A 25622-nucleotide genomic window follows, 5' to 3' on the forward strand; every position below is an offset into this window, starting at 1 on the left:
TCGATGGCCATTCCAAAACTTAATGACTACGCGCTGCCGACGGCGGACGAACTGCCGCAAAATAAAGTCACCTGGCAGGTAGAACCGCAGCGCGCCGCGCTGCTGATCCACGATATGCAGCAGTATTTCCTCAATTTCTGGGATGAAGACAGCGCGCTGATCAAACAGGTGGTGGAGAACATCGCCAACCTGCGCCGCTACTGCAAACAGCAGGGCATTCCGGTGTTCTATACCGCGCAGCCGAACCAGCAGAGCGATGAAGACCGCGCGCTGTTGAACGACATGTGGGGGCCGGGCCTGAACAAACACCCCGAGCAGCAGGCGGTGACCGCCGCGCTGGCGCCGGACGAAGACGACACGGTGCTGGTGAAATGGCGCTACAGCGCCTTCCACCGCTCGCCGCTGCAGGAGATCCTGCAGGAGTCCGGCCGCGATCAGCTGATCATCTGCGGCGTGTATGCGCACATCGGCTGCCTGACCACCGCCATCGACGCCTTCATGCGCAACATCCAGCCGTTCATGGTGGCCGACGGCCTGGCGGACTTCTCGCGCGACGAACACCTGATGGCGCTGCGCTATACCGCCGGCCGCTGCGGCCGGGTGGTGACCACCGCGTCTCTGCTGCCGGCGGCCGGCATCGCCAGCATCGACGCGCTGCGTCAGCAGATCCTGCCGCTGCTGGACGAAGACAGCGAAGACATGGGCAACGATGAGAACCTGATCGATTACGGTCTGGATTCGGTGCGCATCATGGAGCTGGCGACCCGCTGGCGCAAGATCCGCGGCGACATCGACTTTATCGCGCTGGCGCGCAACCCGACCATCGACAGCTGGTGGGCGCTGCTTTCCGAAGAGAAAGCCTGATTTTAATAACGATGAGAGGGCGGCCGCTCGGCTGCCCCGTTGGCTCTATAAGGAGATTTCGATGAATGCTTTGATCACCAAGGGAAAACGTGCGGCATTTCCGCTGATGCTGCTGTCCACGCTGCTGTTCTCCAACTCGTTGCTGGCGCAGACCGCGCCGGAAGTGCTGCGCAAACCGGTCGGCAAGGGTGCCTATGAAATGGCCTACAGCCCGAGCGAGAACGCGCTCTACCTGGCGACGTCGCAGAGCCGCAAGCTGGACAAGGGTGGCATCGTTTACCGCCTGGACCCGACCACGCTGGACGTGACCCAGATTATTCATAACGACATCAAGCCGTTTGGCGCTGCCGTTAATGCTAAAACCGGCACGCTGTTCTTCGGTAACACGGTCAATAACTCGGTGACCGCCATCGACGCCAAGACCGGCGACGTGAAAGGCCGCCTGGTGCTGGACGCGCGCCAGCGTTCCGAGACCGTCAAGCCGCTGGCGCCGCGCGAACTGGTGGCGGATGCCGACAGCGATACGCTGTACATCACCGGGCTGGGTGAATCCAGCGTGGTGTGGGTGGTGGACGGCAAGGATCTGACCCTGCGTGCCACCGTGACGGATACCGGTAAGTATGGCACCGGCCTGGCGCTGGATGCCGCCGCCAAACGCCTGTACGTCACTAACGCCGACGGCGAACTGGTGACCATCGATACCCAGAGCAACAAGGTGCTGTCGCGCAAGAAGCTGGATGAGTCCAAAGAGCACTTCTTCCTGAACATCAGCCTGGATACCGCTACCCATCGCGCGTTCATCACCGATTCCAAGCAGCCGCAGGTGCTGGTGGTGGATACCCGCAGCGGCAACATCCTGAGCAAGATCGACGTGCCGGAATCGCTGGCGGTGCTGTTCAACCCGGCGCGCAATGAAGTTTACGTGACCCATCGCCAGGCGGGTGAAGTGAGCGTGATCGACGCCAAGAGCTACAAGGTGCTGAACACCATCAAGACGCCGACCCACCCGAACAGCCTGGCGCTGTCGCCGGACGGCCAGACGCTGTACGTCAGCGTCAAGCAGGCTTCCAGCCGCGAGAAAGAAGCGACCGCGCCGGACGACGTGATCCGCGTAGCGCTGAAGTAATCCCTCTCAGGGTAAGCACCCCTCGAACAGGCGAAGCGGCGACGCTCCGCCTGTTTTTTTTCGCCGTGCGATCTGCGGTATAAAGAGGGCATTGATCCGTTAACCCGAAGGAACGTTGGTTATGCCCGTCTCACGCACGCCGTTGTTGTTGTCCGTTATTACCCTGTTGCTGCTGGCCGCGCTGATCCACAGCGGCATCAGCCCTTACGATCGCGCGACCTGGCTGATGGAGGTGGCGCCGGTATTGATCGTTTTGCCGCTGCTGTGGCTGACCCATCGCCGTTATCCGCTGACGCCGCTGCTCTACACGCTGATTTTCTTCCATGCGCTGATCCTGATTTTCGGCGGCATGTACAGCTACGCTCGCGTGCCGCTGGGCTTTGAGGTGCAGCAGTGGCTGGATCTTGGCCGCAACCCGTACGACAAACTGGGGCATTTCTTCCAGGGATTGGTGCCGGCGCTGGCGGCGCGTGAGATCCTGCTGCGCGGCGGTTATGTGCAGGGCCGCAAGATGTTGGGCTTCGTGGTGTGCTGTATCGCGCTGGCCATCAGCGCGGTGTACGAACTGATCGAGTGGTGGGCGGCGCTGGCGCTGGGCCAGGGCGCCGATGAGTTTCTCGGCACCCAGGGCGACCCGTGGGACACGCAGTCCGATATGTTCTGCGCCTTGCTCGGCGCGATAGCCGGCCAGTGGCTATTCGGTGGCTGGCAGGATCGGCAACTGCGGCGTTTAAAAGAGTAAGCCCTGCGGCGGTTGAGTCGGGTAAAAGTGACAGTTTCTCGTGCTGCCTGGTATTTGCCGGGCGGCATTTTTAATGTCCACATTATAAAAAATCGACAATCATCAGTTAAATATTTGTCACCCTGTGATACAGCACAATGTTATTTCCTATATTTATGTTTATTTAGCTTTTTATGTGTTTTTCTAGGAATTTTCTTAACTCATGCCGTGTGCTACTATTCTCATGTTTAATAAGGGCTAATTATTATTAATTAGTTTTTTGAGCGGGGAATAATGAGATACATAATTAATAATAAGATTAAATATCATGAAGATAGATCAGAGTTGGTGGATCTCAACGCTGAGCTACCCCCTCAAACGCTCACCGCCACGCTGAACCGCCTGCTGTCCACGTTGGTCAGAAACAATAATCTGGTGGTCTCCCGCGATACCCTGCTGACGCAGGTATGGGAAGCGCACGGCCAGGTGGCCTCCGGCAATAACCTCAATAACACTATTTCCATCCTGCGCAAGATGTTCGCCGCCTTGGGCGAGGACGACATTATCGTCACGCTGCCGCGCCAGGGATTCATGTTTACCGCCGCTTCGTTGAAGACGACGGACAGCCTGGCGGAGAGTTTGCCGGAGATGCCGATCCCGGCGGCTGCAGAAAGCGCCTTGCCGAGCAGGCCGCGGCGAACGCAGCGATTTAAGCGCTTCGGGTTGGCCGCTTTGCTGCTGTTGGCGGTGGGCAGCGGCATATGGGCCTGGCAGGACACCGGCTATGCGCCGCTCAGCGCGGTAAGCGTTGGCAATATCGGCAGCTGTGAAGTGAAGTTTATCGCTTCTTATCATAAGACCGGTTCCGGTAAGGCGGATTTGACGCACTTACAAACGTTGCTGGATAAAAGAAACCATATTCACTGTAGTGAGCCGGCGACGCTGCTTTATTACGACAGCCAGTCGGTGGTGCCCGGCAGCGCAGAACGCGTGCGATCTTCTTACTTCTTTTATTGTCCGCAGGCGGCGATGGCGGCGGGCAAAGCGCAATGCGAGAACTACTATGAAAGTCTGGAAAAATAACTGGATATGGCATTACCGTTACGCGCTGTTAGCCTTTGCGGCACTGGCCTGCTGTTGCGTCGCCGCTTATGTGCTGTTTGCTATGCCGCAGGTGCCGGAATGCCGGGCGTCGATGCGGGTGCATAATCAGGATAAAGATACGGCGATGGAGCGTGTACTGCTGGTAAGCATAGTGCCTGAGGGGGCGCGGCAGCTCACTATGTTGATGAGCGGCAGTTTTTTTGATGGTGATACACGTTATGTGGTCGATCGCTCCGTGGAAATGAGTTACCAGCGTCGCGGCAGCAACTACACCATGTGGGTAACGAAAAATACCCGCAAGCCGCAGGACTCTATCGTTCGCGAGGATATGAATCGCCGGTTGCCTATCGCCGGGCAGCAGTTGCATATGCGCATCGAGCGTATCGATCCGCATCACTATCTGTTTATTGATAACCATTCGCCGCTTTTTGTCTGCGTGACTGGTGCATAACGGTCCCCCCCAGAATTACCGGGGGGCCGATGTTGTCTCTGACCCTGGGTGTCAAGAGCGAAAAGATTAAGGTTGATTGCCGGCTAGATAGTTATCTTTATGCAAGGGCTGTTGCCGGAGCGTGGGCAGTAGGTGACCTGCTGCTCGTCCTGGTTAGTGCTCTCATTAAGAATGTTAGCGTAATAATAGACGTCTGCCCGCGTACGGCAATTGAAGCCCGCCTGTTGTATCACCTGCTTGATGTTCTCCAAGCTGCCTCCACCTAAAGTCATGCTGTACACCTGGCAGCTTTGGTAATTCCCAAGTGGATAAACGCTGATGCGCGTGCTGTTTTGGTACAACACAATGATGGCAAAAGGCACCAGACAGGCAGCGGCAATCATTATTAAGCGTTGTAATGCCCGTCGGATACCGGGGGGAGAATTCCCGGGGGGCGGCGTAGAAGCAATTTCCACCTCCCGTTGTTGTTCCTTTCTATATATCTCATCCTTATTTTCATTCGCTTCATGAATACTTTTGGCGGTGAATTTAAACCCCTGGCGGGGATAAGTGACGATAATCTCCTCGGCGCCAAACTGCGCCAGTGATTTACGTAACCCGGAAACGTAATTGTTTAAATTATTGTTGGAGGCTTTCAGCCCATGATCGACCCAAACATCATTAAGTAACCTCTCTCGCAACAACAGCTTGTTATTATTCTTGATGAACAACGAAAGCAGTCTGCTGGTTGGCTTCAGTAAAGCTATTTTATTGCTGGCATTATCGACATGCATCAATGTGCCTTCCTCCTCATTATAGAGGATGCTCTCATTTATAATGAAAATCATTTTATTTACCCGTCAACTTTCCTGTCGAGAGATTATTCTGAGACCTCTTTTTATTTTTTTCAATCCCTTGGGCCGCAGGGCAATAGGATTTTTCTCTTTATTCGTATAATTGAAATGAAATGTTTATCTGCTTACAAGTTTTTTAATATAAATATTGATAATTAAATTCTATTTATCGGAATTTTAATCTATTTAATTATTATGTTATCGATAATTATCCCGTGTTTTTTGTATTTTGCGATATAACGTTTCAAGTTGAGAGCGCTAAGTGTAAATTTGTTTCCACTGATACGGGGCGCGGAAACGCAGCGTATTAGCCACGGAGACAATGCGCAGGAATCTCAGGAATAAAGCTGCCGCATTGCATGCGTGACTTAAGGATTTAATTCTTCCCACTACTTACTAAGGAATGTAAGGAATCTCTATGAAACTGAACAAAATTATGATTGCAGCGGTATTGGCCTTCGGCGCTTCTTCTATGATGGCCCAGGCTGCGAATCAGGGTAGCGGTACCGTCACTTTCACCGGTGAAATCATCGATGCGCCATGCTCTATCGCTCCGGGCGATATCGATCAAACTATTAAAATGGGGCAGATCTCCAACCTGAGCCTGAAGGACGGCCGTGAGTCTCAATTAAAACAGCCGGTTACCATTAAGCTGCAAGACTGCACCAGCGCCACACAGAAGACAGTGCAGACCACCTTCACCGGTCAGCCTGGCGGCGCGGCTGGCACGGATAATAAAATGATCGGGTTTGGCAGCGGCAGCACTGCTAAAGGGGCGAGTATCGTTATGACCGATGACGAAAACGGTAATGCCGTGATTGAGTTGGGCAAGGCGACCGCAGGTCAGGGTATTAAAGCAGGCCAGGAAACAGCTGACCTGAAATTCACCGCCTTCCTGAAAGGTAATGGTGGCGCTTTGGATACTATCGTTCCGGGTGCATTCACTAGCGTGGTTAACTTCGCGCTGAACTATCAATAAGCGCTTTATCTGAATAATGCCAGCATGCGGGGTAGCCCGCATGCTTTTCCCCAGAATGGATTCCTGTTTGCAAGGGATAATCTCTATGGCCCTTATTGGCAAAAATGTAGTGGCGCCTTCCCTATTGGTCGCGATTTTTACGGCCCAGGCGATGCCGGCAACGGCTTCGGTTATTGGCTGGGGAAGAGTCAATATGGAAGGCGCTATTGTCAACGCGGCCTGCGCCCTTGAGTCGGCCAGCCGTGATCAAACCATCGACATGAAAACTTTGCCGGTGGAACAAATTTCCCGCGATGGGCACGGGCTAACCCGCCCCTTTACGCTGAAATTAGTGAACTGTGGGTTGTCGGGTGATAATTCCGCTAATTCTGGACGCCAGCATTTCCGCATGATATTTGACGGTAATGCAGAAGGAAAAAACTTCGGCGTCATCGGCGACGCCCGCGGTATTGCATTGCGCATTGTCGATAGCATCGGTGCGGATATTTACCCTGGGGTGCCGATGTCAATAGAAAATACCCTAACAAAAGATTATCGCTTGAATTATTCAATGCAGCTGGTGGCTAACAGCCAGGTATTGCGCGCAGGGGATTACCGCTCCGCCATTCGTTTTAAATTGGATTACTACTGATTATAAATAAGTTAAAGGTTGGCGGGATCATGGATGCGAGAAAATTTAAATCGGGGGCACTCCCGTTAAGTTTATTAGGGATATGTATTTCTCTGGCTCTCTGCGGCTTGGCCTTTCAGGGGCGGGCGGATGATGCAATTCAGTTCAACACCGACATCCTGGATATCAACGATCGTAAAAATATCGATCTCGGCCGCTTTTCCAAAGGCGCCTACATTATGCCTGGCAAGTACAGCATGACGGTATTGGTGAACAAACAGTCATTGGATGAGCAGCCGGTGGCTTTTTATCCGCCGGAAAACGATCCCGATGGCAGTGCGGCCTGCGTCTCGCCGCAGCTGGTTGAAAAACTGGGCCTTAAAACCGAGTTTCTCAAGCAGCTGCGCTGGTGGCATAACGAGCAGTGCCTGGATCTGACCAGCCTCAAGGGCATTGAGGCCAGGGGCGATCTGGCGGTGTCGGCGCTGTATCTGAACATTCCCCAGGCCTATTTAGAGTACTCCACACCGGATTGGGATCCGCCGGCGCGCTGGGATAACGGCATTCCCGGCCTGCTGCTGGACTACAACCTGAACGGCCAGGTGCAGAAGAACCGCAACGGCAGCGGCCAGACGCAGCGCCTGGGTGGCAATGGTGCGGTGGGTGCCAACCTGGGCGCCTGGCGACTGCGGGCCGACTGGCAGACCAGCCTCAATCACCAGACCGGCTCAGGGGAATCGAGCCAGAGAACGTTTGACTGGAGCCGCTATTACGCTTTTCGCGCGTTGCCGCAGTGGGGCGCGCGCCTGGCGCTGGGTGAGGATTCGCTGCAGAGCAACCTGTTCGACAGCTTCCGCTTTACCGGCTTCAGCCTGGTGTCGGACGACAACATGCTGCCGCCTAACCTGCGCGGCTATGCGCCGGAGGTGACCGGCATCGCCAAAACCAACGCCAAAGTCACCATCAGCCAGCAGGGCCGCGTGCTGTATGAGGCGCAGGTTGCCGCCGGGCCGTTCCGCATCCAGGATCTGAGCGATTCGGTAATGGGCAAGCTGGACGTCAAGGTTGAAGAACAAGACGGCAGCGTGCAGCAGTTTCAGGTGGACACCGCCAACATTCCTTACCTGACGCGCCCCGGCATGGTGCGCTTCAAGTTTGCCGGCGGCCGGCCGTCGAACTGGGAGCACGATGTGCAAGGGCCAACCTTCGCCGCTGGTGAATTCTCCTGGGGGATCAGCAATGGTTGGTCGCTGTACGGCGGGACCATCGCCGGTGGCGATTATAACGCGCTGTCGCTGGGGCTGGGGCGCGATCTGTTGGTGCTCGGCGCGCTGTCGTTTGATACCACGTATTCGCGGGCCAGATTGCCGATCGACGACGGCACCAAAAAAGGCGGCTCGTACCGCTTGAGCTATTCGAAAAGCTTTGATGAATACGACAGCCAAATCACCTTCGCCGGTTATCGCTTCTCGGAAGAAAATTTTATGACCATGAGCGAATACCTGGACGCGCGCTATCACGGCCTGCGGAACGGCAAAAGTCGGGAAATGTACACCATTACGTTCAACAAGCAGTTCCGCGATCTGGGGATCAGTACCTATCTCAACTACGACCACCAGACTTACTGGGATAAGCCGACCGACGAACGCTACAGCCTGGCGCTGTCGCGCTATTTCAACCTGGGAGCGTGGAAAAATCTGAGCGCCTCACTCTCGGCCTATCGCAATAAGTCCAGAGGGACCAACGACGACGGTATGTATCTGAGCCTGACGGTGCCGTGGGGAGGGGATGCCAACCTCAGCTACAGCAGCTCGTGGAACCGTAACAATAACAACCAGCGGGTGGGTTACTACCAACGGCTGGATGAACACAACAACTACCAGTTGACCGCCGGCACCTCGCGCAGCGGTGAATCCGCCAGCGCGTTTTACAGCCACGACGGCGACGCGGCGCGTATCGATACCAACGTGAGTTATCAGAGCGGCCAGTATTCCTCGTTAGGCATGAGTCTGCAAGGGGGCGCCACGCTGACCTCCCAGGGGGCGGCGCTGCACCGCAGTGGGAACTTTGGTGGCACCCGTCTGCTGTTGGACACCGATGGCGTGGCCGGGGTACCGGTACGCGGCTATGGCGCCACGAGCCGTACCAACATGTTTGGCAAAGCGGTGGTGACGGACGTCGGCAACTTTTACCGCAGCCGGGCGAGCATCGATCTGACCAACTTATCGGACGAGGCTGAAGCGACGCAGTCGGTGGTGCAGGCGACGCTCACCGAAGGGGCGATTGGCTACCGGCGCTTCAACGTGATTTCCGGCCAGAAAGCCATGGCGGTGATCCGCCTGGCGGACGGCAGCACACCGCCGTTTGGCGCCGAGGTGTTCAACCGCCGCAGGCAGCAGACCGGGATTGTGAATGACGGCGGCAGCGTTTACCTCAGCGGTATTCGCGCCGGTGAACAAATGACGGTGCATTGGGAAGGGAAGGCGCAATGTGAAATCGATCTGCCGGCGTTGCGCACGGATGTTGCTCTGAGCGATCTGCTGCTGCCGTGCCGGCGCGTGGCCGCAGGCAGTGAAGGCCAGGCAGATGCCCCGGAAAATCCGTAAATGCAATTTTTGACCAAATGGAAGCTTATTATGCGAAACAACACTGTAAAAACGCTGTCGGTAGCCGGCCTGCTGACCACCACCTTGCTGAGCGGCCTGGCGCAGGCCGCCATCGCGCTGGATCGCACCCGCGTGATTTTAAACGGCGGCGATAGCTCGGTCAGCATGAACATCACCAATAAAAATACGCAGCTGCCTTATCTGGCCCAGGGCTGGCTGGAGAATGAGCAGGGTGAAAAAATCAACAGCCCGCTGATCGTGTTGCCGCCGGTGCAGCGGGTGGAGCCGGGCGCGCAAAGCCAGGTCAAGGTGCAGGCGCTGCCGGCCGCCAAGGCGCTGCCGCAGGATCGCGAGAGCCTGTTCTACTTCAATCTGCGCGAGATCCCGCCGAAGAGCACCAAGGCCAACACGCTGCAGATCGCGCTGCAGACCCGCATCAAGCTGTTTTACCGCCCGGCGGCGATCGTGCCGAACAAAAACGTCGCGTTCAACCCATGGCAAGAACAGCTGACGCTGACCCGCCAGGGCGCGGGCTTTAAAGCCAATAACCCGACCCCGTATTACATCACGCTGGTCGATGCCCGCAGCAGCAAGAGCGGTAAAACCGCCGCCGGTTTTGAACCGCTGATGGTGCCGCCGAAAGGTAGCGTCATGTTAGGCGCCACTGGCCTGGGCAATGCACCGGTGCTGACTTATATCAATGACTACGGCGGCCGCCCGGATCTGACCTTCAAGTGTGGCGCCGGCGATTGTCAGGCGATGCCTGAGAAGCAAGGATAATCGGCGCCGGCAGCGGCGCTCCATCAGTTGAAGCGGCAGGGAAACTCATGCAAAGAATCGATAACGGCTGCAATAGCCAGGGAAGAGACGCTTTAACGCGACGGGCAGGCCAGGCGGCGTTATTGGCGCTGGTTTTGCTGACGAGCCAGGGGAGCCGGGCAGAGCCTGGTAACCACGGCATGTTGTTTGTGCATGGCGCGCTGACCGAAGGCGCCTGCCTGCTGGAGATGTCTTCGGCCTACCAGGATATCTGGCTGGGTGAAACCACCACGAGCAGCCTGGCAGTGCCCGGCAACCGCACGCAGCCAGTGGCCTTCCAACTGCGGTTGCGCGACTGCACGCGCATGGGGGCAGCCATCAGAGACACTCGCCTCGGTTACCGGCTGTGGGATGCCTACCAGCCGGCAGTAACGGTGAGCTTCACCGCCCCGGCCGATGCGGATAACCCGCAGCTGGTGCAGGTGCAGGGCGCCGAAGGCCTGGGGTTGCGGCTGTTGGATGCGGATAACCGCGATGTGCGGCTGGGCAGCCGCAGCCGGCCGCAGCTGTTGGCGCTGGGCGATAACGGGCTGCAGTTTTATGTGATGGCGGAGCGTACGCGTGCGCCGCTGTTGGCGGGTGCCTACCGCGCGGCGATCGATTTCCGGCTGAACTATGACTGAGGTGGATGGTATGGGCGATACAGGGCGACGCACGCTGGCCATCGGCGGCGAATATCTCCTTGTGGGCTGTGCGCTGGCGGCCAGCACCGCTGCCGCTTCGGCGCTCACCCTGCTGGCGGTGCTGAGTTTTGGCCAGCTGGCGCAGGCTGCGACGGTGAATGTCACGGTGAAAGGCGAAGTGCTCGCGAAACCAAAGTGTGAAATCAACGGCGGCAATGACATCGATGTGCCCTTCGGCGAACTGAATATCGCAGACATTGACGGCGTTAACTACGGCAAGAAAAAGATCCCCTATAGCGTGAGCTGCAGCGGCGATACCTCCGGCTCGAACGGAAATATGAAAGTGTCATTGCAGGGCGAGAACTCAAATTTTGGCGTCGGTTTACTGCGTACCCGCGAGAAGGACGATTTGGCGATCAAGCTGCTGTTCGAAAATGGCCAGCAGCTAAAGCTGAACGAGTGGCATAACTTTTTTTATCCCAATTATCCACTGCTCTATGCCGTACCGGTCAAACGCGGCGGCGCCAGGTTGAGTGGCGGGGATTTTTCCAGTTCCGCCACATTATTAGTCGAGGTTCAATAAGGAGATGAAGATGAAATATATTCCAGGGCTGGTCGCCTTGGCCTGCATGGGGTTGCTGGCCAGCGGCGCGGCGCAGGCGATAAATGTGAACTTTACCGGGAAGCTGGTGGCGGCACCCGACTGCGTCCTCAACACGGGTAAAGATATCAGCGTTGATTTTGCGGAAGTGGTGAGCACCAAGGTTGATGGTAAAACCTACAAGAAAATGCCGATCCCCTACACCGTCAGCTGCAGCGGCGGTTCACCAGGCAGCGGCCAGCTTAAGGTGATGCTGGGCTATACGACCGTCCCATGGGGGGATTACAGCTCGATCCAGGCCCAACCCCTCCAGCAATTTGCTAATTTCGGGTTGCGTATCATCGAAGGGGACGCGGATAAAACCTATGTGCCTAACACCAAGGTGGTGGTTGCCGATCAGAATAATCCGCCTAAGTTTTACGCCGTGCCGATCGGCAGAGAGAACGCGGGTTTACCTGAGGGAAATTTCACCGCGTCGGCGACCATGACCGCCATATATGAGTAAAGCGTTAGACCGGCACCGAAGCTGCACTGCTCCGGTGCCGGGCTGCGGCAGCAATAAAGCCGCCGCGTTATAAACGCGGTGGAAAGAGGCACACCGACGGCACTTAACCGGCGGAATATTTTCGCCATTGGCGAGGTCGGATAATTCATTTTGCCGGCAGGGTAACCAGATGAAAAAGATTTTTTTAGTGCTAATCATATTTTTCGGCGGCATAAATGCGGCCAGCTCCGCTAATTTTGAGGCTATTCCTCGTATAGAGCCTACAAGTGGGTCCTATGCTTTTCTCTCTTTTACGTTTCTCCGTATTTTACCGGAGTCGCAGGAACCCAACCCATGTTATGGGCAAAGAGAATGCAAGTTATCTGTGGTAATGACCTTATCGAACTCCCCACGTGTCTCTGTGGCGTTGGCTGAGACCAACAGCAGTTGCAACACGGCGGATTGCAAGACCAGCACGAAAACGGCCAAAACCATGGGGGAGCTTGCGCCGTTAGTCAGGTATTTAGGGCGCAATGGAACGAACTCGACGAGAGATATAAACCAGCTTGGCACCTGGCCTCTTCGACTCTGCTTCGGTGTGGCAATTAACGGTAAATGGAGTGGCCCTTTCGGCTGTTCCCCAGAGATACCCAGGACGAACAGCTGCGATATTCTTGACACGAATGCCATCGTTGACTTTGGCTCATTCAGCAGCGACGTTACGGCCCGGCAGGCCACGGGAAGCATTAAGGTAAATTGTGCCAGCGAGGCTTACTTACGCGTTAAGTTTAATTCCAATGTCACCAACATGTCGTTAAGCCAGGACGGGCGGATGACCGCCAGCCTGAAGTTTAGAGACCTGATCACCGGCGTGGGCGAGGATTATGTCAAAGTGCCTGGCGGTAATAGAGAAATCTTTATCGACGGTGATCTCAGGAATAATAATACGTCGCATACCGGCCCGTTTTCTGTACCTGTGGTAGCGATAGTAGAAATCATATAACAGTGACTAAACGGCCAGTCCCCATTTTTAATGGGAGCGGGCGTTATGAATGTGTTACCCCGTTAGGAATGCGATTTTCAGCGAGACGTTTCATTAGGCGCTGTTATTCTTGGTCCTTCCGCTGAAAGTATTTTCAGCGGAAGGCTGCGTAAAATGAATAACGGTGGGAGCAAAATTTACCGGGCTGTTTATCAGGAATGGTTTCTCGTTTGGCAAATAAGGGGAAATAGGCCTACAGGAGGCTCAGACAATGAAACCAATCAATATTGTGATTGATGACGAAAACCGCTATTTTGCCGCCGGCTTGCGGTTAAGCATTGCGAGATATGCGCAGCAGTATAATAAAGTCGCGCATTTCCTGCCGCCAGGCAGTGATGAGTGGCCTGACATCGTGTTGACCTCGCAGATCCGGCGCACCCGATGCTGGGCTACCTATTCAAAGGCACACGTCGTCACCATTAAAGAAAGGCAGACCCTTGTCGCCAGGCGTACAAGCCGGGTGTTGTACCGCACTGACGATCAGCAATACCTGTTTACGCTGCTTACCGATGCCCTGGCCAATCCCGGCCCGGTATGCCATTTTTCCGGTCAGGCGCTGACCCCCCGTGAGCGGCAGGTTATCGGCTATATGCGGCGTGGGTTGGATCAATCGCAAACCGCCAGAATAATGGGGGTGAGCGTTAAAACGGTGCACAGCCATAAACGTTCGGTAATGGGTAAGCTGATGTTAAACCGCAGCCATGATTTTATGTATTGGTTACTATCGCCAGAGGCAGAGTATTCCTAACCGTGATGGGGGATAATTTTAATTATTCCCATCTGTTATCTTTAGAGCGCTAAAGGATAGTGGATTATGATTAAAATTTATCAGGGGAATATTAATTCTTGTTTTATTCATTTATTAAATAACAAAAAGGGAAAGTTATGAAAAAGACGACAGCTTTGCTTCTCGGCGCCTGCATCATGATGGCGTCTTATGCTCATGCCGGTTTTAATGGCAATCAGAGCGTGCAGGGTAATAATGGCAACGCCAGCGGCGCCGGCAATAGCGATTTTGGCCAATGCATCAATGGTCAGGGGAAAAAGGGTGGGCAATGTGCGGGCAACACCAACACAGGCGCCAAGCCTAAAGAAAAAGATAAAGGCGAAGTAATGAATGCGATCTGTGAATCGCCGTTTATGAAAAAATACTCGCCGCTATGCCAGTAATATTTATTTTTAAATGACAAGCAGGGTTATCCTCCCTGCTTTTTTTGTGGCTATTGATTAAATATCCTGTTGTTCCGACTCAAAATATAAGTTCGGTGAATTATTATCGTTGGCAGTGATGGTAGCTGTACGTAATTTACGTTGGGTATTATCTACACCAAGGGAAAGGTTAAGTGGATTTTTTTTATTTCGCGATATTCTTGTTCTGTTTAAGCATCTATTCATTCTACAAACATGCGCAGCGGATGAAGAAAAGGCAGTTATCTATTCAAGGACTCGGCCATTCTTCCCGTCGGTTGGCATCATGGCGTCATCATTGACGCTGCTTCGGTATTGTATGGCGTAGCGTTTTTACCAGAGAGTAGTACCCGCCTCAACGAAATTGGGTATTGCTCGCCTGGCATCGCCACTTTCACGCTTAATGCCAAGAATACGGTAATCCGGTTACCCTGGAGCCAACGTCTCTGAGAGGACACCTTAAGCAGACAAGGAAGCATTCGTCATGTATTGCTGGCCCGTAGGGTGAGGCCCTTGGCCGAATAATCGAACGCAGTTCGATGGAGAGTCCGTACCCCAGAAAGCAAAAACCCAGCCATAGGCTGGGTTCTCTAAATATGGTGCCCGGACTCGGAATCGAACCAAGGACACGGGGATTTTCAATCCCCTGCTCTACCGACTGAGCTATCCGGGCAACGCGCAGCATTAAACCGTATTGGCCGAAAGCCGTCAACGGCTTTATGCGTGAAAGACGTTAAAATGCCTCCGGTTGCTGGCTTTTCAGGCAAAGGGCGCAAAAAATGCGCCTGTTCTGGCTATCACCTTGGGTTGGCTGTGTCGCCAACCCTGCCGATTCAGCTCAACGCCCCGTTGCGGCGGCACTGTGCTACCTGCAAGATGTCTTCCGCCAGTCGTTTGGCGACCGATACGTCCTGGAGCTGACGTTTTACCAGCAGTTTGCTCAGGCAGCCTTCCTGAATCAGCTCCATTTGCTGTGCCACCATGTCGGCGTCGTCGGCGTCCATGTCACGCAGCAATTCGCGGGTCAGCTCCAGCGAGGTCAGCTTTTGCTGCTCCGCCAGTTGGTGGATCGGGTGATCCGTTTCTGGGAAGAAGCTGCAGGCGGCAATAAACAGGCAGCCGGGATAGCGGTCTTGCTGCACGTATTCCGCCAGTACGTCATAGCGCGCCAGCAACTTTTGCTGCGGGCTCAGGTTTTCATCCAGCAGCAGCTGGCGGCGCCAGGTGTCGATCTGCTGGCCGTGGTAGCGCAGGCAGTCGTACAACAGCGCTTCGCGATCCGGCCAGAACCGTTTGAGATCGCCGGGCTGAACGTCGAGTTTTTCCGCCAGCATCTCTAATGTGGCGGTCGCCAGGCCCTGTTGTTCCAACAGACCCAGCGCAGTATCAAGGACGTGTTCACGTTGCACTTGTGCTTCCTCCCATTCACTTCCGATCTTCAGTGTCAGTTATCGCATCACTTTCTGCAAATGCGCGTTGAAGGCTTCCGCCTTCATAAAACCGGTGACCCGCTCGGCCGTCAGCTCGCGGCCTGCCGGATCGAAGAACAGGATCGTCGGCAGCCCCAGCACCTGCAGGTGCTTCAGCAGCGCCGCTTGTTCCGTGCTGTTAGCGGTGACGTCCGCCTGCAGCAGCACCGCGTTGGCCAGGCTCGCCTGCACCGCTGCATCGCTGAAGGTGTATTTCTCGAACTCTTTGCAGGCTACGCACCAGTCGGCGTACAGGTCCAGCATCACCGGTTTGCCCCGCGCCTGTTGCAGCGCGAGATCGAGCTGTTCGACGTTGTTGATGCGGGTAAAGGCCAGATGCGGTTGAGCCGCCTGCTGCGCCTGGTCGGTGCCGAAAGCCCAGTCCTGCAGCGGCCGCGCGGCGATCACCGCTGCCGCCAGCAGCAGCAGTTGCAGAGCGCGCGTCCAGCCACGTGTGCTTCTCAGGCTCAGAGCGAAGGCCCAGCCGAAGAATGCCAGGCCGAGCAGGCTCCACAGGCGCAGGCCCCACAGGTCGCCGATCACCCGCTCCAGCAGGAACACCGGCAGCGCCAGAATGACGAAACCGAAGGCCTCTTTCACGTACTGCATCCACGGGCCGCTGCGCGGCAGCAGGCGGTTGCCGAACAGGGTGACGATCACCAGCGGAATGCCCATCCCCAGCGCGTACAGGTACAGCGTGCCGCCGCCGGCCCACAGATTACCGCTCTGGGCGATATACAGCAGGATGGCGCTGAGCGGCGCGGTGGTGCAGGGGGAACAGATCAGCCCGGCCAGGGCACCCATCAGGAACACGCCGGTCAGTGAGCCGCCGCGCTGGGTGTTGCTCCAGTTCGCCAGCCGGGTTTGCAGCGCCGAGGGCAGCTGCAGGGAATAGAGGCCGAACATCGACAGCGCCAACGCGATGAACAGCACCGACAGGCCAATCAGGACGTAAGGATGCTGCAGCGCCGCCTGGAACTGCAATCCGGCGGCGGCCACCACCAAGCCCAGCAAGGTGTAGGTGAGCGCCATGCCCTGCACGTAAACCACCGCCAGCGCCAGAATGCGGCCGCTGTTTTGCGGCCGGTCGCGGCCGAGGATGATGCCGGAGATCAGCGGATACATCGGCAGTACGCACGGGGTGAAGGCGATGCCGATGCCGATCAGCAATGCCCACAGCGGCGAGAACGGCAGGCTGGCCGGTGTGGCGGGGGCTTCAACTGGTGCAGCGGCCGAGAGCGGCGCGGCTGCGGTGGCGCTGACCGCATCCAGCGGGATGGTTCGGGTTTCCGGCGGATAGCAGAAGCCGGCCTCGGCACAGCCCTGATAGGTGACGCTGAGGCTGGCGTTGGCCGCCGCCTGTTGCAGCGGCACCTGCAGATTCAGCTGCTGTTTGAAAATCGCCACTTCGCCGAAGAACTCGTCCTTGTGGCTCAACCCTTCGGGCAGGGTAAACGCGCCGAGCGTCGCCTGCTGCGGCACCAGTTTGATCTGCTGGCGATACAGGTAGTAGCCGGGGCGGATCTGCCAGTTCAGCGTTACCTGGCTGCCCTGCTGTTTGAAATCGAAGGCGAAGGCCTGATCGACAGGCACGAACTGGCTGCCGCCTTTCGGCGCGAACAGCGAAGCCTGCGCCGCCTGTGGCAGGAAGAACAGGCTGCACAGCAGCAACATCAGTTTAAGGAAGCGTTGATCCATAACAGGTAGTCTTTATCTCCGGCCATCACCGGCAGCACCAGCAACTCGGGCGTCTGGTAGGGGTGATGTTGTTTCAGGGTGTCGAGCAGGGCCTGCTGACGGCGGCGATCGCTTTTGAACAGCATCTGCACTTCGTATTCCTGTTCCAGTTTCCCTTCCCAGTAATACAGCGAGGTGGCGCCGGGCAGCAGTGTGGCGCAGGCCGCCAGCTTATCGCCCAAGACCCGCGCCGCCAGTTCCTGGGCGCTGGCTTCATCGGGTGCGGTACAGAGTATGACGACAGCTTCGCAATCAGACATCTTCAGCCCTCTCATCGGTTCGAATGGGCACTATACCCTGAAGGCGGATTGGCTAGAAGGCGAGTTTATCGCCAAAAGGAAAACCGGGGCCGCAGCCCCGGTCGAAGCCTTACAGCATGACGCTGCCGAGCAGGAAGCCGAATACCACCGCGAAGATCACGCCCATGGTGCCGGGAATGAAGAACGGATGGTTGAACACGAAGCGGCCGATGCGCGTGGTGCCGGTGTCGTCCATCTGCACCGCGGCGACCAGCGTCGGGTAGGTCGGCAGGATGAACAGGCCGGAAACGGCGGCGAAGGAGGCGACGGCGGTCAGCGGCGACACGTTCAGCGCCAGCGCCATCGGCATCAGCGCCTTGGCGGTGGCGGCCTGCGAGTACAGCAGCGCCGAGCAGAAGAAGAAGATCACCGCCAGTAGCCACGGGTGCGCCTGAATGACGCTGCCGGCCGTCTCTTTGATCCAGTCGATGTTGGCCTGCACGAAGGTATCGCCCAGCCAGGCGACGCCGAGGATACAGATACAGGCGCTCATGCCGGCCTTGAAGGTGCTGGAGTTCAGCACCATGTCGGTGTCGACGCGGCACAGCAGGGTGGTCAGCGTGGCGACGCTCAGCATGATGATCAGGATGGCGTTGGTGGTGTTCATCAGCGGCTTGGCCACCAGGCCCAGGCCCGGGCTGTTGATGATGGCGTAAGCCACTACGCACAGCACGCCCAGCAGGAACAGCAGCACCGAGGTTTTGGCGCGCGGTTTGATCGCCAGCGCGTTGTTGCCGCGCAGGGTGATCAGACCCTCTTCCAGGCGTTTCAGGTACACCGGGTCGTTAGACAGCTTGGAGTCGAACAGCCAGGTCACCAGCAGCGACATCACCAGCACGGCGCAGAAGGTGGACGGGATCACCACCATCAGCAGGTGCAGGTAGCTGACGCCGTGGCCTTCCATCACCGAAGACATGTACACCACCGCGGCGGAGATCGGCGAGGCGGTGATGGCGATCTGGGCGGACACCACGGCGGTCGACAGCGGGCGGCAAGGCTTGATGCCCTGTTCTTTCGCCACTTCGGCGATCACCGGCAGCGCCGAGAGCGAGATGTTGCCGGTGCCGGCGAAGATGGTCAGGAAGTAGGTGACGATAGGGGCGAGAATGGTGATGTGCTTGGGGTTCTTGCGCAGCAGCTTTTCGGTCTGCTGCACCAGGTAATCCATCCCCCCGGCGACCTGCATCGCGGAGATCGCTGCGATCACCGCCATGATGATGGAAATCACGTCGAAGGGAATGCTGCCCGGCTTGACGCCGATCAGCGCCAGGACCAGAACGCCCAACCCCCCCGCGAACCCGATACCGATACCGCCCAACCTGGCCCCTAAAAAGATGGCCAGCAGAACGATAACCAATTCTACGGCTAGCATAGTGTTTACTCCTTAAAATGAGATATCCCGTCATCCTTGAAACTGCATCGGTGTTGGCTGCGAGCACTCACCCCAGTCACTTACTTAAGTAAGCTCCTGGGGACTTGCGCTCTTGCCGCCTTGATGCAGTCCCAATGATTTAGGGTGTAAATTGAAAATAAAACGTTAAAATTTTGTGGGCGCCGGAAAGTAAAAAGGCACGCTATCCAGAGGATTTAGCGTGCCTTTCAGGGCTACCGGGTAGGTCTGTTATTGTTCATTTTCATCCGTATAGCGTTTAGCTTTATAGGCCGGGTGCATCAGGTTCTCCACGGAGAAGATGTCATCCAGCTCGGCTTCGGTCAGCAGGCCGCGTTCCAGCACCACTTCGCGCACGCTCTTGCCGGTTTCGGCGCAGATCTTCCCGACGATGTCACCGTTATGGTGGCCGATGAACGGGTTCAGATAGGTGACGATACCGATCGAGTTGAAGACGTAGTGTTCGCAGACTTCTTTATTCGCGGTGATGCCGTTAATGCATTTTTCCAGCAGGTTGTAGCAGGCGTTGGTCAGGATGTGGATCGACTCGAACATCGCCTGGCCGATCACCGGCTCCATCACGTTCAGCTGCAGCTGGCCCGCTTCGGCCGCCATGGTAACGCAAGTGTCGTTGCCAATCACCTTGAAACACACCTGATTGACCACTTCCGGCACCACCGGGTTCACTTTGGCCGGCATGATGGACGACCCCGCCTGCAGCTCCGGCAGGTTGATTTCGTTCAGGCCGGCGCGCGGGCCTGAGGAGAGCAGGCGCAGGTCGTTACAGATTTTGGACAGTTTCACCGCCAGGCGTTTGAGCGCGCTGTGCACCATCACGTAGGCGCCGCAGTCGGAGGTAGCCTCGATCAGGTCTTCCGCCGGCACCACCGGCAGGCCGCTGACTTCCGCCAGTTTTTGCACCGCCAGCGGCTGATAGCCTTCCGGGGTGTTGAGCGCGGTGCCGATGGCGGTGGCGCCCAGGTTCACTTCCAGCAGCAGCTCCGCGGTGCGGTGCAGGTTGCGGGTCTCTTCGTTCAGCAGCACGCTGAAGGCGTGGAATTCCTGGCCGAGGGTCATCGGCACCGCGTCCTGCAGCTGGGTGCGGCCCATTTTCAGGATGGTTTCGAACTCTTTCGCCTTGCGATCGAAGCCTTCACGCAGCTGGTTAATGGCGTCGATCAGTTTCTGGTTGGAGGCGTACACCGCGATGCGGAACCCGGTCGGGTAGGCGTCGTTGGTGGACTGGCACTTATTGAGGTGATCGTTCGGGTTCAGGTACTGGTATTCGCCTTTTTGATGGCCCATCAGCTCCAGGCCGATGTTCGCCAGCACTTCGTTGGTGTTCATGTTCAGCGAGGTGCCTGCGCCGCCCTGGAACACGTCCACCGGGAATTGATCCATGCACTTGCCTTTATCCAACACCTCGTCGCAGGCCTGGATGATCACGTCGGCGATTTTGCGCGGGATGGTTTTGAGTTCTTTATTGGCCATCGCCGCGGCCTTTTTCACCATCACCATGCCGCGAACGAACTCGGGGACATCGCTGATTTTGCTGTTGCTGATATAGAAGTTTTCAATCGCACGCAGAGTGTGAACTCCGTAGTAAGCGTCTGCGGGGACTTCACGTGTTCCTAACAGGTCTTCTTCGATACGAATGTTGTTTGACATGAGAACCTTCTCTATGTGTTGCTGCCGAATTAATAATTTGTCAGGTCAAGGCTAGTAAGGGCACAGCCTAAATTAATATTGCCGAAGGCTTGGGGCGTGAAACGATTAACCAAATCGCCCGTTGCTGGCCAGATCATATGCTGGTTGGTAAGAAATGACTGAACCCAGATCACCTTATGGTGTTTAAGGATATGCCCTTTTCCGGTTCTGTGACTTCTTTCACGTTTGTGAACTTTAGCAATAAAAACCGGCTCTCGGTTGAAATGGTGGGGTGATGCCCTCATTGTAATGGTGTCGGCCGTTTACGGCCTCTTTTTTCGCGCCGTCGCCCCCATGGCGGCCGTGCTTTACCTACCGATAGGAGAACCAGGTGCGCTGGTTACCGCTACTGCTGATATTTCTGCTGGCTTACATAGAAATATCCATCTTTATCAAAGTCGCCGCCGTGCTCGGCGTGGCTGTCACCCTGCTGCTGGTGGTGTTCAGCTCCTGCGTCGGCATTTCGCTGGTGCGCAATCAGGGCATGAAAACCTTCGTGCAGATGCAGCAAAAACTGGCGGCCGGCGAAAGCCCGGCGGCGGAAATGGTGAAAAGCGTTTCGCTGGTGCTGGCGGGCTTCCTGCTGCTGATCCCGGGCTTCTTTACCGACTTCCTCGGCCTGTTGCTGCTGCTGCCGCCGGTGCAAAAATCGCTGACGCTGAAGCTGATGCCGCACCTGTCGGTTTATCGCCCCGGCGGTTGGACGGGGGGCGACGCCGCCAACGGCAACACCTTCGACGGTGAATTCCAGCGCAAGGATGACGAACGCCCGGTGCTGGAACATCGCCCGGATGAGGAGCGCAAGCCCCACGATCGTTAAGCAAACGCGGCCCAGGCCGCGTTTTTCATCTCTGTCGCATCCGCGCGACCAAAAATGCGAAATTTTTTTCGTTAGCCCCCTTGAAGGGGGCTGGAACGCCCCCATCTCAAATCCCACGAGGCCGGTAATAACAACCATCCGGTGTACAACCCTAAATCTGATAGAGACCTTCTTACAGGAGAGCGTTCAATGAGTATTCGTCCATTGCATGACCGCGTTATCGTCAAGCGCAAAGAAGTTGAATCAAAATCTGCTGGCGGCATCGTCCTGACTGGCTCCGCTGCGGGTAAATCCACTCGCGGTGAAGTGGTTGCAGTGGGTAAAGGGCGTGTGCTGGAAAGCGGCAACATCCAACCGCTGGATGTGAAAGTTGGCGATATCGTGATTTTCAACGACGGCTACGGCGTGAAAGCAGAGAAGATCGACAATGAAGAAGTGTTGATCATGTCCGAAAGCGACATTCTGGCAATTGTTGAAGCGTAATTGCGCTTTATCTTCTGAACTGAACGAGTTGAAGGGAAATACCAATGGCAGCTAAAGACGTAAAATTCGGCAATGACGCTCGCGTGAAAATGCTCCGCGGCGTGAATGTTCTCGCTGATGCAGTAAAAGTGACTCTGGGCCCGAAAGGCCGCAACGTAGTGCTGGATAAATCTTTCGGCGCACCGACCATCACCAAAGACGGCGTTTCCGTTGCGCGTGAAATCGAACTGGAAGACAAGTTCGAGAACATGGGCGCACAGATGGTGAAAGAAGTGGCCTCCAAAGCGAACGACGCGGCGGGCGACGGCACCACCACTGCAACCGTACTGGCTCAATCCATCATCACCGAAGGTCTGAAAGCGGTTGCTGCAGGCATGAACCCGATGGATCTGAAGCGCGGCATCGACAAAGCGGTTATCGCTGCGGTTGAAGAACTGAAAAAACTGTCCGTACCTTGCTCCGATTCCAAAGCTATCGCTCAGGTAGGCACCATCTCCGCCAACTCCGACGAAACCGTGGGTAAACTGATCGCGGAAGCGATGGAGAAAGTGGGCAAAGAAGGCGTTATCACCGTTGAAGAAGGCACCGGCCTGCAAGACGAGTTGGACGTGGTTGAAGGTATGCAGTTCGACCGCGGTTACCTGTCCCCATACTTCATCAACAAGCCGGAAACCGGTTCTGTTGAGCTGGAAAGCCCGTTCATCCTGCTGGCTGACAAGAAGATCTCCAACATCCGCGAAATGCTGCCGGTGCTGGAAGCCGTTGCCAAAGCAGGCAAACCGCTGCTGATCATCGCTGAAGACGTAGAAGGCGAAGCGCTGGCGACTCTGGTGGTCAACACCATGCGCGGCATTGTGAAAGTGGCTGCCGTTAAGGCACCTGGCTTCGGCGACCGTCGTAAAGCCATGCTGCAGGACATCGCGACCCTGACTGCCGGTACCGTTATCTCTGAAGAGATCGGTCTGGAGCTGGAAAAAGCCACTCTGGAAGACCTGGGTCAGGCAAAACGCGTTGTGATCAACAAAGACACCACCATCATCATCGATGGCGTGGGCGACGAAGCGACCATCCAGGGCCGCGTTGCTCAAATTCGTCAGCAGATCGAAGAAGCGACCTCTGACTACGATCGTGAAAAACTGCAGGAGCGCGTAGCGAAACTGGCCGGCGGCGTTGCCGTTATCAAAGTTGGCGCAGCCACTGAAGTTGAAATGAAAGAGAAGAAAGCCCGCGTTGAAGACGCCCTGCACGCGACCCGCGCCGCAGTGGAAGAAGGCGTGGTTGCCGGCGGTGGCGTAGCGCTGATCCGCGTTGCAGGCAAAATCGCCGCGCTGAAAGGCGACAACGAAGACCAGAACGTGGGTATCAAAGTTGCGCTGCGCGCAATGGAAGCCCCTCTGCGTCAGATCGTGGTCAACGCCGGTGAAGAAGCTTCCGTTATCGCCAACCAGGTGAAAGCGGGCGAAGGCAGCTACGGCTACAACGCTTACTCTGAAGAATACGGCGACATGATCGCGATGGGTATCCTGGATCCGACCAAAGTGACCCGTTCTGCTCTGCAGTACGCGGCTTCCGTGGCTGGCCTGATGATCACCACCGAATGCATGGTCACCGACCTGCCGAAGGCTGACGCACCGGATCTGGGCGCAGCAGGCGGCATGGGTGGCATGGGCGGTATGGGCGGCATGATGTAATCATCCCCCACACGCTTGTGTGCTGAGAACCCCGGTCAAACGACCGGGGTTTTTTTTATCTTAAAAATCAATAAAAAGAATATTTATTTAGCCTGTTATTAGTTCACTGAATGAATTATTGCATTATTTTGTTTTTGCCCTAAACCGTTGCCGTTTCGTACCGATATAGCCCCTACCAGGCGGGGAATTTTCCCTCGCCGGTGTGACTGTCAACGGAGACGACTTATGCTGAAAAATATGAAAATAGCCACCTGGCTGATGTTGATGCTGTTGCTGCTGGGCTTGATGCCCATGGGAACCGGCGCCATCGCCTTCTATTTCATGCAGCAAAACGGCAACAGCATCGGCAGGATGAGCACGTTCTCCGACGAGGAAGCGGCGCTTAACCGCAGTTGGCGTGCTTTGCTGCAAACGCAGACGCTGATCGACAACATGGCGTTCGAGCGCTGGGCGCAGACCAGCAGAGCCGATATTCAGCAGGGTATCGATGAGGCGCGCGGTGAGCTGCGCAGCGCCGACGTCGCGTTCAACCTGTTTTGGGAGACGCCGGGCCTGACGGTATCGCGCCCGGATCTGGGCGAGGCGATGAAAAAGGTCTACCTGGCGCAGCAGGCGGTGCTGAAGCAAGAACTGACGCTGTTGGCCGATACGCCGCAGGCGGCGCTGATCGAGCGGCTGCACGCCATGGCGGCAGAGAAGCGCCAGGTGCGCCAGCGGCTGGATAACCAGTTTGCCGACTACATGCGGGCCACGGTGGCCGCCCACCGTCTGGCGGTGGAAGAGGCGGAGCAGACCCAAAAAGTCTTCGCACGCCTGCTGAGCGGCACCCTGGCGGCGATCCTGCTGTTGCTGGTCGCCGTGCAACGTGATTTCCGCCGGCGTTTGATTCTGCCGCTGCGCCAGATCGCCGAACACTTGCAAAAGGTTGGGCGTGGCGATCTGCGCAGTGAGATCGCGGTACGCAACAACAATGAGATCGGCATGCTGTTCGCCAGCCTGCGGACGATGCAGCAGGAGCTGAGCGCCACCGTGCAGCAGGTGCGTGACGGCGTGGAGTCGATCAACCACGGTACGCACGAGATCGCCGTCGGCAACGCCGATCTTTCCAGCCGCACTGAAGAACAGGCCAGTGCGCTGACGGAAACTGCCGCCAGCATGGAACAGATCACCGCTACGGTGCGGCAAAACGCCGATAACGCCAACCAGGCCGCCGGGATGGTCAATCAGACCGCCGGCATTGCCCGCAACGGCGAAACGCTGATGGCCAGCGCGGTTGACAAGATGCGGGCGATCAACGACAGCGCGCGCCAGGTGGGGGATATTACCAGCGTGATCGACGGCATCGCTTTCCAGACCAATATCCTGGCCCTGAACGCCGCCGTGGAGGCCGCCCGCGCCGGTGAACAGGGACGGGGTTTTGCGGTGGTGGCCGGCGAGGTGCGCAACCTGGCGCAGCGCTGCGCGACTTCGGCCAAGGAGATCAGCGGGCTGGTCGACGGCGTGACCGGCGATATCGCCGCCGGCGTGCGGCTGGTGGAACAGGCGGGCGAGACGATGAATGCCATCGTCGGCTCGGTGAACCAGGTGACGTCGCTGATGGATAACATCTCGTACGCGTCGGAAGAGCAAAGCAAAGGCGTTGAGCAGGTCGGAGTGGCGGTGACCCAGATGGATCAGGTGACCCAGCAGAACGCCGCGCTGGTGGAGGAGGTGGCGACCACCGCCGTCGGCGTGGAGGAACAGGCGGCCCTGCTGGCGCAGGCGGTGGCGGTATTCAAACTGGCGGAGGGGGAATCGCGCCAGGGCGACGTGGAGGCGCAGGCATCGGCGACCGTTGCCGGTTGGGCCTAACGCCGCCGCACTGTATTTGATGATATTTTTGCCGCCCGGGGCGATTTAGCTGGTAAACTGGTAAGTCATCAGCTGTCGCTCAAGACGTTGGCCCGCTCGCGTGGCAACGGGTGCTTAAGAGATG

At 56.7% G+C, this 25622-nt stretch carries 25 protein-coding genes and 1 tRNA gene; 19 read left to right on the forward strand and 7 right to left on the reverse strand.

The window, feature by feature from the left end; all coding sequences use genetic code 11:
• Positions 1 to 3: 3 nt before the first annotated feature.
• From FUU19_RS01370 to FUU19_RS01390, 5 genes are all read left to right on the forward strand, one after another.
• Positions 4 to 864, forward strand: coding sequence for an isochorismatase family protein (locus FUU19_RS01370; RefSeq protein ID WP_230491035.1), 861 nt, complete (start codon positions 4 to 6; stop codon positions 862 to 864).
• 61 nt (positions 865 to 925) lie between these two features.
• Positions 926 to 1990, forward strand: a complete 1065-nt coding sequence (gene yncE / locus FUU19_RS01375; protein ID WP_060433936.1) for a 7-bladed beta-propeller protein YncE — start codon at positions 926 to 928, stop codon at positions 1988 to 1990.
• 121 nt (positions 1991 to 2111) lie between these two features.
• Entirely contained in the window at positions 2112 to 2732 is a 621-nt protein-coding gene (locus tag FUU19_RS01380) for a DUF2238 domain-containing protein (RefSeq protein WP_141971559.1), read from the forward strand.
• A gap of 327 nt (positions 2733 to 3059) precedes the next feature.
• On the forward strand, positions 3060 to 3794 hold the full coding sequence (locus tag FUU19_RS01385) for a winged helix-turn-helix domain-containing protein (RefSeq protein WP_230491036.1): 735 nt from the start codon (positions 3060 to 3062) through the stop codon (positions 3792 to 3794).
• Complete coding sequence (locus FUU19_RS01390; protein ID WP_230491037.1) at positions 3775 to 4266, forward strand: FidL-like protein; 492 nt, start codon at positions 3775 to 3777, stop codon at positions 4264 to 4266. Before FUU19_RS01385 ends, FUU19_RS01390 begins: the two co-directional genes overlap by 20 nt.
• 83 nt (positions 4267 to 4349) lie before the next feature.
• Here the strand turns inward: FUU19_RS01390 and FUU19_RS01395 are convergent, their stop codons facing one another.
• Positions 4350 to 5093, reverse strand: coding sequence for a winged helix-turn-helix domain-containing protein (locus FUU19_RS01395; protein ID WP_141971554.1), 744 nt, complete (start codon positions 5091 to 5093; stop codon positions 4350 to 4352).
• Positions 5094 to 5517: 424 nt separating this feature from the next.
• Here FUU19_RS01395 and FUU19_RS01400 point away from each other — a divergent pair, with 424 nt between their 5' ends.
• From FUU19_RS01400 to FUU19_RS01445, 10 genes are all read left to right on the forward strand, one after another.
• Positions 5518 to 6078 carry a fimbrial protein gene (locus FUU19_RS01400; protein WP_141971552.1) on the forward strand — a complete coding sequence of 187 codons (561 nt, stop codon included), beginning with the start codon at positions 5518 to 5520 and terminating at the stop codon, positions 6076 to 6078.
• 85 nt (positions 6079 to 6163) lie between these two features.
• Positions 6164 to 6709, forward strand: coding sequence for a fimbrial protein (locus FUU19_RS01405; protein WP_141971550.1), 546 nt, complete (start codon positions 6164 to 6166; stop codon positions 6707 to 6709).
• Between the two features lie 29 nt (positions 6710 to 6738).
• Positions 6739 to 9294 carry an outer membrane usher protein gene (locus tag FUU19_RS01410; RefSeq protein ID WP_230507064.1) on the forward strand — a complete coding sequence of 852 codons (2556 nt, stop codon included), beginning with the start codon at positions 6739 to 6741 and terminating at the stop codon, positions 9292 to 9294.
• 30 nt (positions 9295 to 9324) lie between these two features.
• Entirely contained in the window at positions 9325 to 10074 is a 750-nt protein-coding gene (locus FUU19_RS01415) for a fimbria/pilus periplasmic chaperone (RefSeq protein ID WP_230491040.1), read from the forward strand.
• A 47-nt stretch (positions 10075 to 10121) separates the two neighbouring features.
• The gene (locus FUU19_RS01420; protein WP_141971544.1) at positions 10122 to 10736 is read left to right on the forward strand and encodes a fimbrial protein; all 615 of its coding nucleotides are present in this window, start codon (positions 10122 to 10124) and stop codon (positions 10734 to 10736) included.
• A complete protein-coding gene (locus FUU19_RS01425) occupies positions 10729 to 11319 on the forward strand; it encodes a fimbrial protein (protein ID WP_230491041.1) in 591 nt (196 codons plus the stop codon). Before FUU19_RS01420 ends, FUU19_RS01425 begins: the two co-directional genes overlap by 8 nt.
• Positions 11320 to 11329: 10 nt before the next feature.
• Complete coding sequence (locus FUU19_RS01430) at positions 11330 to 11842, forward strand: fimbrial protein (protein ID WP_185742335.1); 513 nt, start codon at positions 11330 to 11332, stop codon at positions 11840 to 11842.
• A gap of 169 nt (positions 11843 to 12011) precedes the next feature.
• Positions 12012 to 12824 carry an MrpH family fimbial adhesin gene (locus FUU19_RS01435; RefSeq protein ID WP_202670177.1) on the forward strand — a complete coding sequence of 271 codons (813 nt, stop codon included), beginning with the start codon at positions 12012 to 12014 and terminating at the stop codon, positions 12822 to 12824.
• A 250-nt stretch (positions 12825 to 13074) separates the two neighbouring features.
• Positions 13075 to 13611, forward strand: coding sequence for a helix-turn-helix transcriptional regulator (locus FUU19_RS01440; protein WP_225529162.1), 537 nt, complete (start codon positions 13075 to 13077; stop codon positions 13609 to 13611).
• Between the two features lie 137 nt (positions 13612 to 13748).
• Positions 13749 to 14033 (forward strand): hypothetical protein, encoded by a 285-nt coding sequence (locus FUU19_RS01445; RefSeq protein ID WP_141971536.1) that lies wholly within the window; start codon positions 13749 to 13751, stop codon positions 14031 to 14033.
• Positions 14034 to 14648: 615 nt separating this feature from the next.
• Here FUU19_RS01445 and FUU19_RS01450 read toward each other — a convergent pair.
• The 6 genes from FUU19_RS01450 to aspA form a co-directional block, all read right to left on the reverse strand.
• Positions 14649 to 14724, reverse strand: a tRNA-Phe gene (locus FUU19_RS01450).
• 160 nt (positions 14725 to 14884) lie between these two features.
• Positions 14885 to 15460 (reverse strand): division control transcriptional repressor DicD, encoded by a 576-nt coding sequence (dicD, locus tag FUU19_RS01455; protein ID WP_015376374.1) that lies wholly within the window; start codon positions 15458 to 15460, stop codon positions 14885 to 14887.
• Positions 15461 to 15499: 39 nt separating this feature from the next.
• Complete coding sequence (locus FUU19_RS01460) at positions 15500 to 17218, reverse strand: protein-disulfide reductase DsbD (RefSeq protein ID WP_230491042.1); 1719 nt, start codon at positions 17216 to 17218, stop codon at positions 15500 to 15502.
• Positions 17194 to 17517, reverse strand: a complete 324-nt coding sequence (gene cutA / locus FUU19_RS01465) for a divalent cation tolerance protein CutA (protein ID WP_004929657.1) — start codon at positions 17515 to 17517, stop codon at positions 17194 to 17196. Before cutA ends, FUU19_RS01460 begins: the two co-directional genes overlap by 25 nt.
• A 109-nt stretch (positions 17518 to 17626) precedes the next feature.
• Positions 17627 to 18928, reverse strand: a complete 1302-nt coding sequence (locus FUU19_RS01470; RefSeq protein ID WP_016929379.1) for an anaerobic C4-dicarboxylate transporter — start codon at positions 18926 to 18928, stop codon at positions 17627 to 17629.
• A 249-nt stretch (positions 18929 to 19177) separates the two neighbouring features.
• Positions 19178 to 20614 carry an aspartate ammonia-lyase gene (gene aspA, locus FUU19_RS01475; protein WP_004929659.1) on the reverse strand — a complete coding sequence of 479 codons (1437 nt, stop codon included), beginning with the start codon at positions 20612 to 20614 and terminating at the stop codon, positions 19178 to 19180.
• Positions 20615 to 20984: 370 nt separating this feature from the next.
• On the opposite strand from aspA, the gene FUU19_RS01480 reads away from it, so the two are divergent.
• The 4 genes from FUU19_RS01480 (at position 20985) to FUU19_RS01495 (ending at position 25498) form a co-directional block, all read left to right on the forward strand.
• Positions 20985 to 21473 (forward strand): FxsA family protein, encoded by a 489-nt coding sequence (locus FUU19_RS01480; protein ID WP_019453406.1) that lies wholly within the window; start codon positions 20985 to 20987, stop codon positions 21471 to 21473.
• A gap of 189 nt (positions 21474 to 21662) precedes the next feature.
• Positions 21663 to 21956: a co-chaperone GroES gene (locus FUU19_RS01485; RefSeq protein ID WP_004952634.1), complete on the forward strand. Its 294-nt coding sequence runs from the start codon at positions 21663 to 21665 to the stop codon at positions 21954 to 21956.
• 44 nt (positions 21957 to 22000) lie between these two features.
• Positions 22001 to 23647, forward strand: coding sequence for a chaperonin GroEL (gene groL, locus FUU19_RS01490; protein ID WP_084826953.1), 1647 nt, complete (start codon positions 22001 to 22003; stop codon positions 23645 to 23647).
• A gap of 225 nt (positions 23648 to 23872) precedes the next feature.
• Positions 23873 to 25498 (forward strand): methyl-accepting chemotaxis protein, encoded by a 1626-nt coding sequence (locus FUU19_RS01495; protein ID WP_141971362.1) that lies wholly within the window; start codon positions 23873 to 23875, stop codon positions 25496 to 25498.
• The last annotated feature ends 124 nt before the right edge of the window (positions 25499 to 25622 follow it).

The organism is Serratia montpellierensis, from assembly GCF_020858655.1.
Taxonomy (GTDB): Bacteria; Pseudomonadota; Gammaproteobacteria; order Enterobacterales; family Enterobacteriaceae; genus Serratia; species Serratia montpellierensis.

Coding starts and splice junctions, on each gene's coding strand:
- FUU19_RS01370 (WP_230491035.1), top strand. CDS start 4: ATGGCCATTCCAAAACTTAATGACTACGCGCTGCCGACGGCGGACGAA.
- yncE (WP_060433936.1), top strand. CDS start 926: ATGAATGCTTTGATCACCAAGGGAAAACGTGCGGCATTTCCGCTGATG.
- FUU19_RS01380 (WP_141971559.1), top strand. CDS start 2,112: ATGCCCGTCTCACGCACGCCGTTGTTGTTGTCCGTTATTACCCTGTTG.
- FUU19_RS01390 (WP_230491037.1), top strand. CDS start 3,775: ATGAAAGTCTGGAAAAATAACTGGATATGGCATTACCGTTACGCGCTG.
- FUU19_RS01395 (WP_141971554.1), bottom strand. CDS start 5,093: ATGATTTTCATTATAAATGAGAGCATCCTCTATAATGAGGAGGAAGGC.
- FUU19_RS01400 (WP_141971552.1), top strand. CDS start 5,518: ATGAAACTGAACAAAATTATGATTGCAGCGGTATTGGCCTTCGGCGCT.
- FUU19_RS01405 (WP_141971550.1), top strand. CDS start 6,164: ATGGCCCTTATTGGCAAAAATGTAGTGGCGCCTTCCCTATTGGTCGCG.
- FUU19_RS01410 (WP_230507064.1), top strand. CDS start 6,739: ATGGATGCGAGAAAATTTAAATCGGGGGCACTCCCGTTAAGTTTATTA.
- FUU19_RS01415 (WP_230491040.1), top strand. CDS start 9,325: ATGCGAAACAACACTGTAAAAACGCTGTCGGTAGCCGGCCTGCTGACC.
- FUU19_RS01420 (WP_141971544.1), top strand. CDS start 10,122: ATGCAAAGAATCGATAACGGCTGCAATAGCCAGGGAAGAGACGCTTTA.
- FUU19_RS01425 (WP_230491041.1), top strand. CDS start 10,729: ATGACTGAGGTGGATGGTATGGGCGATACAGGGCGACGCACGCTGGCC.
- FUU19_RS01430 (WP_185742335.1), top strand. CDS start 11,330: ATGAAATATATTCCAGGGCTGGTCGCCTTGGCCTGCATGGGGTTGCTG.
- FUU19_RS01435 (WP_202670177.1), top strand. CDS start 12,012: ATGAAAAAGATTTTTTTAGTGCTAATCATATTTTTCGGCGGCATAAAT.
- FUU19_RS01440 (WP_225529162.1), top strand. CDS start 13,075: ATGAAACCAATCAATATTGTGATTGATGACGAAAACCGCTATTTTGCC.
- FUU19_RS01445 (WP_141971536.1), top strand. CDS start 13,749: ATGAAAAAGACGACAGCTTTGCTTCTCGGCGCCTGCATCATGATGGCG.
- FUU19_RS01460 (WP_230491042.1), bottom strand. CDS start 17,218: ATGGATCAACGCTTCCTTAAACTGATGTTGCTGCTGTGCAGCCTGTTC.
- cutA (WP_004929657.1), bottom strand. CDS start 17,517: ATGTCTGATTGCGAAGCTGTCGTCATACTCTGTACCGCACCCGATGAA.
- FUU19_RS01470 (WP_016929379.1), bottom strand. CDS start 18,928: ATGCTAGCCGTAGAATTGGTTATCGTTCTGCTGGCCATCTTTTTAGGG.
- aspA (WP_004929659.1), bottom strand. CDS start 20,614: ATGTCAAACAACATTCGTATCGAAGAAGACCTGTTAGGAACACGTGAA.
- FUU19_RS01485 (WP_004952634.1), top strand. CDS start 21,663: ATGAGTATTCGTCCATTGCATGACCGCGTTATCGTCAAGCGCAAAGAA.
- groL (WP_084826953.1), top strand. CDS start 22,001: ATGGCAGCTAAAGACGTAAAATTCGGCAATGACGCTCGCGTGAAAATG.
- FUU19_RS01495 (WP_141971362.1), top strand. CDS start 23,873: ATGCTGAAAAATATGAAAATAGCCACCTGGCTGATGTTGATGCTGTTG.